This window comes from Mycobacterium sp. 1274756.6, from assembly GCF_001668625.1.
Taxonomy (GTDB): Bacteria; Actinomycetota; Actinomycetes; order Mycobacteriales; family Mycobacteriaceae; genus Mycobacterium.
Window position 1 is genome coordinate 1 of sequence record NZ_LZLJ01000029.1, and the last position, 15,125, is coordinate 15,125.

A 15,125-nucleotide genomic window follows, 5' to 3' on the forward strand; every position below is an offset into this window, starting at 1 on the left:
GCCCACCCCGGACTATCCGGCGCAGAGCCGCTACGCATTCGCGCCGGGGGTCACCTGCGTGACGACGCCGGCGGGGGCGGTGCTGCTCAACCCGCCGCGCAGCGAGAAGTTGACCGGGTTGCCCGCCGGCCAGCTCGCCGTGCTGAAAACGTTGAACCTCGGGGCGGCGACCCGGCCGCAGCTGTCGTCTGCGGCCGACCCCGCCGCGGTGGGCGCGTTGCTCGACCGGCTCGTCGCCGACGGCTGGCTGGCGGTCGAGGTCTGCGACGACGACGGCCGGCGCTACCGCGTCGAGCCGTTCGACCAGCCGACGCCACCGGCTCCGGTGAGCGCGGAGCCGGTGCTGTCGCGGTTCGCGGTGCTGCACCGCGACCGGCACGGGTTCGTGTTGGAGCATCCACTGGGCTGGTGTGACATCCGCATCGCCGATCGCCGGCTGCTGATGCTGCTCGACGGCGGAGGCGACGCCGGGGTCCCGCCGGCGCTGGCCGCCCGGTTCCTCGCCGACCTGCACCGGGGCGGCTTTCTGGTGCCCGACGACGGCGCGGACACCGAGCTGGCGTCGGCCGGGTGGAGCACCCCGGATCTGTGGTTTCACCGGCGCAGCACCCTCGGGTCGCGCACCCTGACCTGGGAGCGGTTCGGTCCGACCAAATGGGCCAAGGACCGGTTCGCGCAGCCGCCCGCGCGTCGCCCGGCCTATCCGGGGACTCCGGTGCACCTGCCCACCCCCGACCTGGCGACGGCGCGAGCCGCTGACCCGCCGCTGACCGCGGTGCTCGAGGATCGGGTGTCCACCCGGGATTTCGACGAGGCCGCGCCGATCACCGTCGACCAGCTCGCCGAGCTGCTGTACCGCAGCGCCCGGACCCGCGGCACTCAGTCCGTCGGGCCCGGTGAGGAGCTGGTGTCGCGGCCGTACCCGTCCGCCGGCGGCGTCTATGAGCTCGAGCTGTATCCGGTGGTGCGCCGGGTCGCCGGCCTGGCCGCGGGCATGTACCACTACGACTCGTTCGACCATGTGCTGCGCCCGGTGGCCGACGGCGAGTCGAAAGCCGTGCAGCAGTTGCTCAAACCGGCCGCGGCGACGCTGGCCGGCGGCGCGCAGCCGCAGGTGCTGCTGGTCGTGGCCGCGCGGGCCGGGCGGCTGATGTGGACCTATGAGCAGATCGGGTACGCGCTGATCCTCAAGGACGTCGGGGCGCTCATGCAGACGGTCTATCTGGTCGGTGCGGCCATGGGGCTGGGGGTGTGCGCGCAGGGGTATGCGGACACGGCGAGCTTCGCCGCGGCGACCGGGGCGGCGGAGTTGGTGGAGTCGGCGGTGGGCAGCATCGTCGTCGGGGCCGCCCGGTGATCAGCCGCCGGCCAGGACCTCCTCGTCGGTGAGCGCGGCCACCTCCAGGTAGATCCGGGCGACCGCGGCCAGCCGCTCCGGCGTGCCGCGGTCGGCTTCGCGCCGGCGCAGCCGATCGGCCAGCCCGGCGACGGTGCGCCCGGCGAACAGGTCGGCGACCACCGCGTGCTCGGTCTGCAGCCAGTCGCGCACCCGGGCGATGACGGTGGTCGCCAGCACCGAGTCGCCGCCCAGGGCGAAGAAGTCCTGGCTGACCCCGACCGACGGCACGTCGAGCACCTCGGCGACCAGGCCGGCCAGCGCGGCCTCGATGTCGTCGGCCGGCGCCGTCTCGGGGGTCTGGTCAAAGTCGGCGGCCAGCAGCGCGCTCACCGCGCGGCGGTCGAGTTTCCCGTTGGGGGTCAACGGCATCCGATCCAGCGGCACGATGCGGTCGGGCACCATGTAGGACGGCACCAGGTCGGCGACGGTCGCGGTGATCGCGGCGGTGTCGGCGGGGCCGTCGTGGCCGGCGGGCTCGACGGTCACCGCGGCCACCAGTCGGGGCGCGGCGGAGCCGACGACCGCGGCGACCGCGGCGCGCACGCCGGGTGCGGCGCGCAGGGCGGTCTCGACCTCGCCGAGTTCGACCCGGTAGCCGCGCAGCTGCACCTGGTTGTCGGCGCGGCCGAGGAACTCCAGGGTGCCGTCCGGCCAGTAGCGGGCCAGGTCGCCGGTGCGGTACCAGCGCAGCCCGTCGTGCTCGACGAAGCGCTGCGCGGTGCGCTGCGGGTCGTTGCGGTAGCCGGCCGCCACGTTGACCCCGCCCACCCATAGTTCGCCGGGCACCCAGTCGGGGCAGTCCCGGCCGGCCGGTGAGACCACCCGGCAGCAGGTGTTGCGCAACGGCGTTCCGAACGGCACCGTCGTCCAGTGCGGCGGTGGTTCGTCGGCCACCTCGCAGATGGTGTTGTGGATGGCGGCTTCGGTCGCCCCGCCGAGGCCGGCGAACCGGCAGCCGGGCACCTGGCGGGCCAGCCGGCGGGCCAGGTCGGCGCCCACCCAGTCCCCGCCCAGGAGCACCGCCCGCAGCGAGTCTCCGAGCCGGTCGCCGCCGAGTTCGAGCAGCATGTCGAGCAGGCTGGGCACGCAGTTGAGCACCGAGACCCGGTGGGCGCGCAGCAGTTCCACCCAACTGGTGGGGGCGGCCTGCTGCTCGGAGTCGAGCACCACCACGGCGCCGCCGGCGGCGAACATGCCGAAGATGTCATAGATCGACAGGTCGAACTCCAACGCCGACAGGGCCAGGGTGCGGTCGGTCGCGCCGATGCCGAACCAGTCGTTGAGCGCGTCGATGGTGTTCATCGCCCCGTTGTGGCGGCACTCGACGCCCTTGGGTTCGCCGGTGGAGCCGGAGGTGTAGATCACGTAGGCGATCTCGTCGGGGTGCGACGGCGCCGGGGCGGGCAGCGGCGGGTGTGTGCGGGCCTGCGCGATGTCGAGTACCGGCAGGCCGCTGCCCATCCCGGCGCGCGGGTCGGTGCCTGCGGTGAGCACGGCGACGGCGTCGGCGCTGGCGAGGATCTTGTCGCGCCGGGTGGCCGGTTGGTCCACGCCGACCGGGACATAGCCGGCGCCGGCGGTGAGCACCGCGAGCGCGGCGAGCACCTGGTCGGGGCCCTTGGGCAGGTGCACCGCGACCGTGTCGCCGGGGCGTACGCCGCGGGTGTGCAACGCTGCGGCCACCGCCAGCGCTTGAACAGCCAGTTCCCGGTAGCTCCATCCGCCGGTGTCGGCGCCCAGCCCCCAGCGCACGGCGGGGGCGTCGGGGTGGGTTGCGGCGTGGTCGAAGAAACCGGTGTGCAGGCAGCGGCCGCCGGCCGGGCCGGTGGTGGCGTTGACCGCGGCGCGGGTGCGGGCCTGTTCGGCGGGCAGGCGCACGGCGGCCTCGGCGGCCCAGCCGGCGTCGCCGTCGGCGAGGCGCTGTACCGCGGCGGTGAACCGGGCGAACATCGCCTCGATCAGTCCGGGCGGGAACATCGCCGCGCGCACATCCCAGTTCAGCAGCAGCCCGCCGCGCACTTCGGTGATCTGGGCGTCGAGCAGCACCTGCGGGCCCTGGGAGACGATCCAGACCGGCTCGCCGAACGTGTCGAGCACGGTGTCGGCGAACAGTTCGCCCAGATCGAGTGCGCTGGTGAACACGATCGGTGCCAGCACCGGCGCGCCGTGGTGGCGGCCCAGGTCGCGCAGCACATCCAGCCCCGGGTAGCCGCCGTGGGCGGCGCTGTCGTACATGCGGTGTTGCAGTTCCCGGGCCCGGTCGGTCACCGCTACCGGCTCGGTGACGTCGACGTCGAGCAGCACCGAGGCGGTGAAGTCGCCGATCACCCGGTCGACGTCGGGGTGCAGCGGTTCGCGTTGGAACAGCGGGATGTTGAGCAGGAAGCGGGGTTGGGCCGACCAGCCGCCGATGGTGTCGGCGAAGACCGCGGCCACCGCCATGGCCGGGGTGATGCCGCGGGCGTGGGCGGCGGCGGTGAGCCGCTGTTTCGCCACCGGTGGCAGCCAGTGGTCGTGGCGAACGGTGCGGTGGGCGGCGTTCGGGTCGCCGACCGCCACGACCGGCAGGTCCGGGGCGCCGGGCAGCTCGGCCAGCCGACGCTGCCACCAGTTCCGGTCGCGCTCCCGGGTGCGCGGGTCGGTGCGCCGTTCGGCCAGGTAGCGCCGGTAGGTGTAGCCGGGGGCGGCCGGCGCCGCACCGCGGTAGCGGTCGGCCAGTTCGGCCACCAGGACCCGGTAGCTCAGGGCGTCGGCGGCCAGCATGTCGACGTCGATGTGCAGCCGGGCCCGGTTTGCGCCGAAGCGGGTCAGCGTGACGTCGAGGACTTCGCCGTCCTCGACGGCCAGCCGCTGGTGGGTTTTGCGGTCGCGGATCTCGGTGAGTGCGGCCTCGACGGTGTCGGCCGGCCCGTCGCGCAGGTCGACGGTGTGGAAGACGGGGCGGGTGGGTGCGGGCAGGGTCTGTTGGGTGCCGTCGGGCAGGAATCGGGTGCGCAGCATGGGGTGGGCGGCGACCAGGTCGGCCACGGCGCGGTCGAGGCGGTGCGGGTCGAGGTCGGCGCCGTCGAATTCGACGTAGAGGTGGGCGGCCACCCCGCCGAGGTGTTGTTCGGCGGAGCGGCCGATCCAGTAGGCGTGCTGCATGCCGGCCAGCGAGAACGGGGTGTCCTCGTCGGCGGGTTCGGCGGGTTCGGCGGCCGGCGCGGTCTGCTGGGCCGGTGCCGCACTGCGCAACAGCGCCGCCCAGGCGGCGATGGTCGGGGTGGCGGCCAGTTCGGCGAAGGTGATGGTGACGCCGTGTTTGCGCCAGCCGCCGGCCATCGCCATGATGGCGATCGAGTTCAGTCCGGCCTGGATCAGGTCGTCGTCATCGGCCAACGCTGTTGGCGCGCAGCCCAGTTGGTCGGCGACGGCGCCGCGGATGTCGTCCTTGCTGAGTGGGCTCATGCTGATCTCCCCTCCCGGTCCAGCGCGGCTGCCAGAGCCGCGATGCTGCGCTGCCAGAACGTGGTGAGCACGTCGATGTCGGCGGAGGTGAACAGGGCGTCGCTCCACAGCCAGGTGGCGCTCAGTTGCGGGCCGTCGGGGGTGCCGTGCACGGCGACGCTGAGATAGACGGCGAACCGCAACGGCAGCTCCGGTTCGGGGTCGACGGGCAGGGCGGCCATCTCCGGTCCGGTCAGCACCGACCAGGGCTGGTCGCTGATGCCGGCCAGGTCCAGCCGGCCCAGGTAGCTGAACATCAGCTGCGGTTCGGGTCGGGCCGCCAGGTCGGGGTCGCCGGTTCCGCCGGTGGCGTAGCGCAGCAGCCCGTAGTCCAGGCCGTCGTGGGGTAGCTGCCGCAGGTGGTCGCCGACCCCGGCGAGCAGGCGGGCGGCGGTGTGCGGGTCTTCGGCACCCTGTTCGGCGGTGACGGCTTCGGTTCCCGCGCCCAGCCGGACCGGGTAGGCGCTGGTGAACCAGCCCACCGTGTTGGTGGTGTCGGCGTCCAGAACCGTGTCGGCCCGGCCGTGGCTGTCCAAGGCGATGAGCGCGCCGGTGCGCGGGTCCTCGCCGCGATGCCGGCGCCAGCTCGCGATCGTCATCGCGGTTGCCGCCAGCAGGAATTCGTGCAGGGTGTCGTCACGGCCGAGCGCGGCCAGCACCTCCTCGGTGCGTTCGGTGGAGGTGACGGTGGTGGCCGGTTGCAGGGTGGCCCAGCGGTCCCGGGCGGGGTCCAGCGCCCGGTGCCCCAGCGGCGGATCGGGTGCGGCGAGCTGGTCCAGCCAGTAGTCGCGTTCGGCGACGACGTCGGCGGTGTCGGCTCGTTGCCGCATCAGCTGCGACCAGCGTCGGTAGTCGGTGGCTTCCGGCAGGGTCGTCGGGGTGGTGCCGGACTGCCGAAGCTGCCACGCCTCGGCGAGGTCGGTGGCGATGATGTGCCAAGACACCACGTCGACGACCAGGTGATGGGCGGTGAGCAGCAGGATCTCCTGCGGCCCGGAGAGCCACACGGCGCGCACCATCGCACCGGCCCGCGGGTCGATCCGGTCGTTGGCGCGGCGGGCGGTCGCGGTGATCGTGGCGGCCAGGTCGGCGTTCGGGTCGACCGGCAGCCGGCTGATGAGGTCACCGGCGCGGACGGCGCCCACGTCGCGGGTGAGGAGCCGGGGCCCGTCGGCGGTGTCGACCAGGGTGGAGCGCAGGGCGGGGTGCCCGTCGAGCAGCGCCTGCAGGGTCTGCTGCAGCGCCGGCAGGTCGATGTCGCGGGGCAGGCGCAGCAGCAGGGTGTTGGTGAACCGGCGGTAGTGGCCGTATTCGAAGAGCCACGACACGATGGGCAGCGGCGGGACCGGGCCGTGGTCGGGTTGGTCGGTGCCGTCCGCCGCCGTGGGCGCGGCCGCGGCGGTGTCGATCGCTGCGGCGAGTTGGCGGATCGTCGTCGCGCTGAACAGGGTTCTTGGGGTCACGGCCAGCCCGTGGCGTTGGGCCTTGCGGACCAGGGCGATCGCCACGATGCTGTCGAGGCCGAAGGCGAAGAGGTCGTCGTCGAGGTGCGGGACGGCCCCGTTGAACTGCTCGGCGACGATCTCGGCGAGCAGGCGTTCGGTGCCGGTGCCGGCGACGGCCCCCCCGGCCCCCGCGAACGCGTCCCGCGCCAGCGTCTCCAGCGCGGTGGTGTCGACCTTGCCGTTGGTGGTCACCGGCAGCTGCGGCAGCGCCAGGATCCGGGCCGGGATCATGTAGCCGGGCAGCCGGTCTCGCAGCGCTGCCCGCAGGTCGGCGAGGCGGTCGTCGTCGTGGTCGCCGGCGGCGAAGGCCACCAGCACCGGCCCGGCGGCGCGGGCGAGCACCACCACGGCGGCGTCGTGGACGCCGGGCAGGTCGCGCAGCGCGGCCTCCACGTCGCCGATCTCGACCCGGTACCCGCGGATCTTGACCTGGCTGTCGCCGCGGCCCAGGTAGCCGAAGCCGCCGTGCGGCAGCCGCCGGACCAGATCCCCGGTGCGATACATGCGTCGGCCCGGCCGGTACGGGTCGGCGACGAAGCTCGCCGCCGTCATGCCGGGCTGGCCGATGTAGCCGCGGGTGAGCTGGCCACCGGCCAGGTACAGCTCCCCCACCACCCCGGTGGGCACCGGACGCAGCCACGGGTCCAGCACGTAGCAGCCGGTTCCGGTGTTGGCGGTGCCGATCGTGGGGGTCGGGAACCGGTGCACCGCCGCGACCACCGCCTCGACGGTGGTCTCGGTCGGGCCGTAGCAGTTGTAGACGGCCAGCGGTGCGAGTCCGCGCAGCTGGTTCCAGAGGGCGGCGTCAATGGCCTCGCCGCCCAGGGCCAGCACCGACAGGTTGTGGTCGAGCAGTCCGGCGGCGCGCAGCTGGCCGAACATCGACGGGGTGGTGTCGATCATGTCGATGGCGTGGTCGGCGATGCCGGCCACCAGGCGGTCGGCGTCGCGCATCGCCTCGTCGTCGAACAGGTGGACCGCGTGTCCGTCCAGCAGGCCGACCAGCGGTTGCCAGGAGGCGTCGAAACCGAAGGTCCACGCGTGGGCGATGCGTAGCGCGCGGCCGAGGCGGTGCCGCGCCGGGCGGTAAACGCGCTCCCGGTGGTCGGCGAAGTAGGACAGCAGTGCGGCGTTGGTGCCGATGACGCCTTTGGGTTCGCCGGTGGAGCCGGAGGTGAAGATGACGTAGGCGGCCTGATCCCGGTGGCGCAAGACGTCCGGTGCTTCGGCGGGGTGGCGCGCGATCCGCTCGGCGACGGCACTGTCATCGACGTCGAGGGTGGGCAGGCCGGGCACGGCCGGCGCCGTCCCGCGCGCGGTGACCAGCAGGGCCGGGCGGGCCTGCCGCAGCATCGCGGCGATGCGATCGGGTGGCAGCGCGACATCGACCGGGAGGTAGGCGCCGCCCGCGGCGAGCACCGCCAGGATCGCGATGACCAGCTGCGGGGATCGCGGAAGCGCGAGCGCGACAACGTCTTCGGGTCCGACGCCGCGGCCGGCGAACTCGACGGCGAGCCGGGCGGCGCGGTCGTGCAGGTCGGCGTAGCTGTAGCGCTCGGCACCGAAGGTCACCGCCGCCGCGTCGGGGGTGGCGGCGGCCTGCCGCGCGAAGGCCTGCCAGACCGTTTCCGTGCCGATCGGATGCGCTTGCCAGTCGGCGTGCTCGGCGTGTTCGGCGGCGGTGAGGACGTCGAGCGCGTCGGGACCGGCATCGCCGATGTCGGGCAGTTGGCGCAGCACGGCGAGCAGTCGCTCGCCGGTCTCGTCGCCGGGCAGGTGCGGCACCGCGTCGGGGATGACTTCGATGACCACGATCAGTTCGTCACCGCTGAGATGGGCGACGACGGTCAGCGGGTAGTGGGTGAGGCTCTCCATCTCGATCGGGGTGAAGGTGGCGCCGTCGGGTGTGGTGACGGTTTTGACCGCGTCGCCGATCGGGGCGTTCTCGAAGACGAAGAGGCTGTCGAACAGGGCGCCCCGGCCGTGTGCGCGTTGGATCTCGGCCAGGCTCAGATACCCCAGATCGCGCATGGCGGAGGCGTCACGTTGGACCCGGGCGGCTTGCTCGACCACCGGGGCGGTCGGGTCGAGTTCGTAGGCGACCGGGACGCTGTTGATGAACAGCCCGACCATGCTCTCGACACCGGCGAGGCTCTCCGGCCGGCCGGAGACGATCGTGCCGAACACCAGGTCGCGTCGGCCGGTCAGCCGACTCAGCAGCACCATCCAGCCGAACAGGACCGCGGTGTTCAGGCTCAGGCCGTGGCCGCTGGCCCAGTCGCGGAGCCGTCCGGTCTCGGTGGCGGAAAGCCGCAGCGGCGACTTCTGCGGAATCCCGCCGACGGGGGCGCTCTCCGCCAGCATCAACGGCGCGGCTGTCCCGCCGAGGTAGCGGGTCCAGCTGACCAGGGCGGCGGCGGTGTCCTGGCGCGCCAGCCAACTGATGTAGTCGCGGTACGGCCGTGGCGTCGGAAGTTGCTCGGCGGAGCCGCCGGCGCGGTACACCGCCAGCATCTCGGTGAAGAAGACGGCCAGGGACCATCCGTCCATCAAGATGTGGTGGGCGGTGAAGATCAGCCGTCGTCGTGGCGTGTCCGGTGCCGCGGCGATCACGATCCGCAGTGCCGGGCCGCGGCTGAGATCGAAGGGACGTCGCCGCTCCGCCTCGGCGATCGCCTCGAAGTCGCTTGCCGGCGCGGTGGTCTCGGTCCACGGGACGACCGTCTCGGCGGGGATGATCTGGACCGGGCGGGGCACGTCGCGGTCCCAGAACGCGGCCCGCAGGTTGGGGTGGCGTTGCAGCATCAACTCGGCGCTGGTGTGCAGCAGGTCCGCGTCGACCGGGCCGTCGATGTCGACGAGCAGTTGCATGGTGTAGAGGTCGAGGCCGTCTTCGGCCAACCGGTAGAGGGCGAACAGCCCGTCCTGCAGCGGGCTCAGCGCCAGGACGTCCTCGATCTGGGCCGTGGTCACCGGGTGTCGGTCTCCTGCGAATGCTGTTGCCAGGACGTGGTGAGCGCGGCCAGCGCGTCGGGTGCCAGCCCCGAGGCGCTCATCGGTTCGCTCGCCGGTGCGGCGTCGGCCGAAGCGCCGGAGCCGGTTGCTTCTTCGGCGTCGATGGCGGCCGCGAGTTCGGCGATCGTCAGGTGTTCGAAGACCATCGCGGGGGTCATCCGCAGGCCATGGGCTGCGGCGCGTGCTGCCCACTGCACGGAGATGACGCTGTCGCCACCGAGCGCGAAGAAGTTGTCACCGCGATCGATGTCGGCGTCGGGGATCTCCAGCAGCTCCGCCAGCAGTTCGATCAGCGTCCGGGTGGTCTCCTCCGACCCGTCGGCGCGGGGACGTTCCGCCGGTTCGGTGGTCGCCGGTCGGCTCCGCAGGCGCTCCATCGTTGCCGGTAGGAGCAGCTGCAGGTCGGCCAGCGAGCGGTCCGGTTCCGCCACGATCGAGTCGAGTACGGCGGTCCACGCCTGGGCGATCTCGGCGACGGTCCGGGCTCGGTAGAGATCGGCGTTGCCGACGACGCGGCCGTCGAGTTGGCCCTCGGGCGTGGCGGTCAGTGCGACGGTCAGGTCCAGCAGCGCCCGGTCGAACTCCATCGGCATGGCCGTCACGGTGGTCCCGGCGGTCACTGTGCGTGGCGCCGCCGCCCAGTCCTCGCCCCGGAACTGGATCGCAGCCTGAAACAGTGGGTGGTCCCGGGCCGCGGTGCGCGGCGGGTTGAGCGCCTCGACCACTCGCTCGGTGGGCACCTCCTGGTGTGCGATCGCGTCCAGGACCACCTCGCGGCCGCGCAGCAGGGCGTCGCGCACTGTCGGGTCACCGCTCAGATCGTTACGGAGCACCACGACGTTGGCGCACGGCCCGACCAGGTTCGTGGTGGCCGGGTCCAGGCGCGCCGCCACCGGGCTGCCCACCGCGATGTCGGTGCCGCCGCCGAGCGCGTGCAGCAGGATCGCCAACGCTCCCTGGTACACCATGAACTCGGTGACCCCGATGCGCTCGGCAAATTCGGTGAGGGTGGCGCGTCGTTCGGCGGTGACGCTGAACGGTGCGATCTCGGCGTGCCGGTGCAAGACGGGCGGGCGGGCCCGGTCGTGGGCGAGCGGAATCTCGTCGGGGAGCCCCGCCAGGACGGTGCGCCAGTGCGCGAGTTGCGCTTCGGCCCAACTGCTGTCCGCCGATCGGTGCTGCCAGGTCGCGTAATCGGCGAACTGCGGTGGCGGTCCGGTGTCGTCGAGCCGGCGCGGTTCCTCGCCGAGCAGCCGCGACCGGTAGGCGGTGAGCAGGTCATCGACGATCACACCGAGCGAGGCGTGGTCCACCACGATGTGATGGGCCAGCAACAGCACGGCGTGGTCTTCGGTATCGAGTTGCAGCACGGTGGCGTCGAGCAGCGGCCCCGCGTCCAGGGCGAAGCGGTGGCCACGCAGTCGGGTGACTGTTGACTCCAGATCATCGGCGGAGATGCGGTGGAGCGGCAGTTCGATCCGCAGGCTGGGCTGCACCTGCTGGTAGGGGACGCCGTCACGGAGCACGAAGTTGGTGCGCAGCGCCTCGTGCCGGGCGACGACGTCGTTGAGTGCCCCGGTCAGCGCGGCGGTGTCCAGTGGTCCGCTGAAGCGCAAGACCAGTGCGACGTTGAGGATCTCATCGGGTCCGCGCATCTGTTCCTGGAACCACAGCGCGGCCTGCGAATACGACAGTGGCGGATGATCGGGGCGCACCGTTTCGGCCAGCGGCGGCCGCTGCGCCGGGTCCGGTTGCCCGACCGGTGCTTCCGGCGTATCCAGCTCATCGAGGTCGATGTCGAACTCGGCCCGGAACTGCTCGACGAGCCGGGCCGCCAATCCCGCGGGCGTGGGTGTGTCGAAGACGGTGCGCACCGGTAATTCCAGGCCGAATTCAGCTCGGATCTGGGCCACCAGCCGGGCCGCCAGCAGCGAATGCCCGCCCAGTTCGAAGAAGGAGTCGTGCGCTCCGACCTCTCCGCCGTCGAATAGGTTGCCGAACAGGGCGCAGATGCGTCGTTCGGTCGCCGTGACGGGTGCGCGGTACTCGGCGGCCGCCGACCGGGTCGGGGCGGGAAGTGCTTCGCGGTCGAGCTTGCCGTGCACGGTCAACGGGATCTGCGGGATGATCGCGAACGCGCTCGGCACCATGTACGCCGGTAGCTGCGTGGCGACGTGGTCCCGCAGTTCGTCGACGTCGAGTTGGCCGGCCGGTACCAGGTAGGCGACCAACTGGGGGCTCGGCCCGGTGCCGTCGGTGACCACCATGCAGCGCTCGACCGCCGGGTGGCTGGCGAGCACCGCCTCGATCTCCCCCAGTTCGATCCGGTAGCCGCGCAGTTTGACCTGCTCGTCGGCGCGGCCCACGAACTCCAATTCACCGCTGCGGTTGCGCCGCACCAGGTCTCCGGTGCGGTAGAGGCGCGCACCGGGCCGAAACGGGTCGGCGATGAAACGCTGGGCGGTCAGATCGGCCCGACCGAGGTAGCCGCGGGCCAGTTGATTGCCGCCGAGGTAGAGCTCACCGACCACGTCTGGCGGGGTGGGTTGCAGTTGGGCGTCCAGCACGTAGGCGTCGACGTTGCGGTTGGGTGTTCCGATCGGCACCACCGTGTGCCCGGCCGGATAGGTGACCGGCTTGTGGGTCGAGCAGACCACCGCCTCGGTGGGGCCGTAGTGGTTGCGCAAGGCGGCCGGGAACCGGCGGGTGAAGTCGTCGGCGACCGTCCCGGGCAGCGCCTCCCCGCCGACCGGCACCTGGCGCAGTTGCCGCCAGCGATCCGCTTGCGGCAACTGCAGCAGCGTGGTCAGCATCGCCGGGACCATGTGCAGGACGGTGACGCCATGGCGTTCGATCAGCTCGGCGATGTAGTCGACGTCGGTGGCCCGGCCCGGTTCGGGCACCACCAGCCGCGCACCGAGGGCCAACGTGAGGAACAGATCGGCCAGCGAGGCATCGAAGCTCACCGAGGAGGATTGCAGCATCCGGTCGTCGCTGGTCATCTGCCATTCGGCGAGGAAACCGTCGATGTGTTCGGCGATCGCTTCGTGCGCGACGGCAACGCCTTTCGGCCGTCCCGTCGACCCGGAGGTGTAGATCACGTAGGCCAGGTTGGCCGGGCGCAGCGGACGTACCCGCTCGGCGTCGCTCAGCGGCGTATCGGGCAGCTCGGCTGCGGCCGCCTCGGCCGCGGCGAGTCCTTCCCGGGAGATCACCATGTACGGATCGGTGTCGGCGATCAGGTAGTCGATGCGCGCGTCGGGGTAGGCCGGGTCGATCGGCAAATAGGCGGCGCCGGCCTTCCACACCGCCAGCACCGCCACGACGAACTCCACCGATCCGTTCAGCTGTAGCCCGATGATGTTTTCCGGACCGGCGCCCTTGCCGATCAGCCAGCGCGCCAACCGATTGGCTCGGCGGTGCAGCTCGGCGTAGGTCAGTTGCTCCCGGTCGGAGACGACCGCAAGCGCCTCGGGTCGTGTCGACGCCGTCGCTTCCAACAGCTCCACCATCGTGGTGGCCGCGGTCGGCGCCTGGGTGCCGCGGGACCGGTGCAGGAACTCCTGCCACTCGGGCGGGCTCAACAGATCGAGGCCGGCGACGCGTCGGTTCGGTGCGTGCAGTGCGGCGTCGAGCAGGACCGCGTAGTGCTCGAGGAGCTGGTCGACCAGCGGATCAGACAGCATGTCGCTCTGATATTCGAACTCCAGGCGGGTCCGGCCGGCCTCCTGCGCCACCGCCAGCGCCAACGGCAGTTGCGCTGTGGGCGCGCCCAGCCGCAGCGGTCGGACGTCGATACCGGCGAAGTCGAAACCGTCTGCGCCGCCGCGCATGCTGAATCCGAGGCGGGTCACCTGGTCCAGCCCGTCACGGCCGGCGGCCCGGTCGGGGTTGATCTCCTGGACCACCCGTTCGATGCCGACGGCCTGGTGGGCGAAGCCGGCCGCGCAGATTTCGCGGGTCGAGTCCACCAGCTCGGCGAATGTGGCGTCGGGCCCGGCTGGCAGCCTGAGCAGCACGGTGTTGCCGAAGTAGCCGATCGCGCCGGTCGACGTTGCGGAGCGGTCGACGACCGGTACGGCGATCACCAGGTCGTGCGCGCCGCTGTAGCGACGCATGAGTGCGCCGAAGGCGGTGAGGAACACCATGAACGGCGTCGCCGCGTGTTCGCGCGCGTAGCTCTCGATCCGCGCCAGCAGATCGGCCGGGACCTCCCGGGAGCGTTGCCGAGCCCGGCGGGACGGGGCGTGGACGGCCGGTCCCGGCAGTTCGGGCGGTTCGGGGAGCGGCAGCAGGGCGGAGCGCCAGTAATCGACGTCGGCTCGACTGGGTTCGAGTGCCGGGCTCAGGACCGTCGCCGCGATGTAGTCGGCAGCTTCTTCGTCGCGGGGTGCGCCGCGGTAGGCGGCGTTGACCTCGGCGAAAAACACCGGCCAGCTGTCGTCGTCCCAGCAGATGTGGTGCACCACGAGGACGAGGGTGTGGTCGTCGTCCCCGGTCCGGATCAGGGTCGCCCGGATCGGTACATCGGCGGCCGGGTCGAAGGGCCGGGCGAATTCGGCGTGCGCCAGCGCGTCGATCCGGTCGGCTTGTTCGGTCGCCGGTAGGTCGGTCAGGTCGTGTCGCCGCCAGGTCACTTCCGCCTCGGCGTCGACCTGTTGGAACGGTTCGCCGGCGTCGTCGGCTCCGTAGCGGGTGCGCAGCACACTGTGCCGCGCCACCAGGGAGTTCAATGCGGCGTGCAACCGGTCCGGCGCCAGGGGCCCGGTCAGCCGGTAGGCGATGCAGATGTTCAGGGTGGTGTCGGTGGGGTCCAACGTCTGCAGAAACCACATGCGCCGCTGGCCGGGCGAAAGGGGGTAGCGGTGACCGGTGTGGACGGCCCGGCGCTCGGGTGATTGCTTTGGCGTCAAACCGCTTTCGGCGATGCGCTGTTTCAGCAGCGCGCGCCGGCGGGCCGCCACCGTGTCGGCTTCGACTGCCATTGTTGCCTTGCTCCTACCGTTGGATGACCGCAGCGCGGAATCGGCCTCAGCCTAGGTTAGGCTAACCAACCCGAGGGCGGCGGGCCAGCAGGGGCGCACCGCGGCGGGAGCGACCGGGAAAGGGTATGGGATGGATGTGGTGCAGACTCGTCGCGGCCGCCTGGACCATCCGCACTGCTCCGGCGTCTTCACGTTGCGCGCCGTCGACCTCGATCGCGACCTGGCCACCCTCCACACCTGGATGAACGATCCGGTGGTCGCTCAGTACTGGCTGATGGCCTGGTCGATCGAGCGGATCGCCGGCTATCTGCGCGATCAGCAAGCCAGCGCCCATTCCTGGCCGTTCGTCGGCGAACTGGACGGGATAGCGGTGAGCTACTGGGAGCTTTACCGCGCCGATCTCGATCAACTCGCCCAGCACTATCCCGCCCGCGACCACGATGTCGGGTTTCACATGCTCGTCGGCCCCGCCGCCTACCGCGGCCACGGACTGGCCGGGGCGTTGATGCGGATCGTCGCCGGCTGGCAACTCGACGCCGAGCCCCGGGCGACCCGGGTGGTCACCGAGCCCGATGCCCGGAACCGGCGGGTGATCAGGATGTTGGAAGTGGCCGGTTTTCACCGCGCTGCGACGCTGGATCTGCCCACGAAGCAGGCCGCCCTGATGGTGCGCGATCGCGACGACAGCCCCGGTAAGACCGACTCGAATTTATGTTAGCCTTCGCTAAGTTCTGC

5 protein-coding genes are annotated in these 15,125 nt (G+C 71.9%); 2 read left to right on the plus strand and 3 right to left on the minus strand.

Annotated elements, in window-relative coordinates; translation table 11 throughout:
- Positions 1–1,357, plus strand: a 1,357-nt coding sequence (locus A5643_RS03970; RefSeq protein ID WP_231995444.1) for a SagB family peptide dehydrogenase, incomplete at its 5' end; no start/stop codon positions are given.
- Here A5643_RS03970 and A5643_RS03975 read toward each other — a convergent pair.
- From A5643_RS03975 to A5643_RS03985, 3 genes are read right to left on the minus strand one after another with little or no spacing between them, the layout of a single operon-like run.
- Positions 1,358–4,846 (minus strand): non-ribosomal peptide synthetase, encoded by a 3,489-nt coding sequence (locus A5643_RS03975; RefSeq protein ID WP_066852186.1) that lies wholly within the window; start codon positions 4,844–4,846, stop codon positions 1,358–1,360.
- A complete protein-coding gene (locus A5643_RS03980) occupies positions 4,843–9,363 on the minus strand; it encodes a non-ribosomal peptide synthetase (protein WP_066852188.1) in 4,521 nt (1,506 codons plus the stop codon). The genes A5643_RS03975 and A5643_RS03980 overlap by 4 nt, the downstream gene beginning before the upstream one ends.
- On the minus strand, positions 9,360–14,390 hold the full coding sequence (locus A5643_RS03985; protein ID WP_066852190.1) for a non-ribosomal peptide synthetase: 5,031 nt from the start codon (positions 14,388–14,390) through the stop codon (positions 9,360–9,362). The genes A5643_RS03980 and A5643_RS03985 overlap by 4 nt, the downstream gene beginning before the upstream one ends.
- Positions 14,391–14,520: 130 nt before the next feature.
- On the opposite strand from A5643_RS03985, the gene A5643_RS03990 reads away from it, so the two are divergent.
- Positions 14,521–15,108, plus strand: coding sequence for a GNAT family N-acetyltransferase (locus A5643_RS03990; RefSeq protein ID WP_066852191.1), 588 nt, complete (start codon positions 14,521–14,523; stop codon positions 15,106–15,108).
- Positions 15,109–15,125 lie beyond the last annotated feature (17 nt).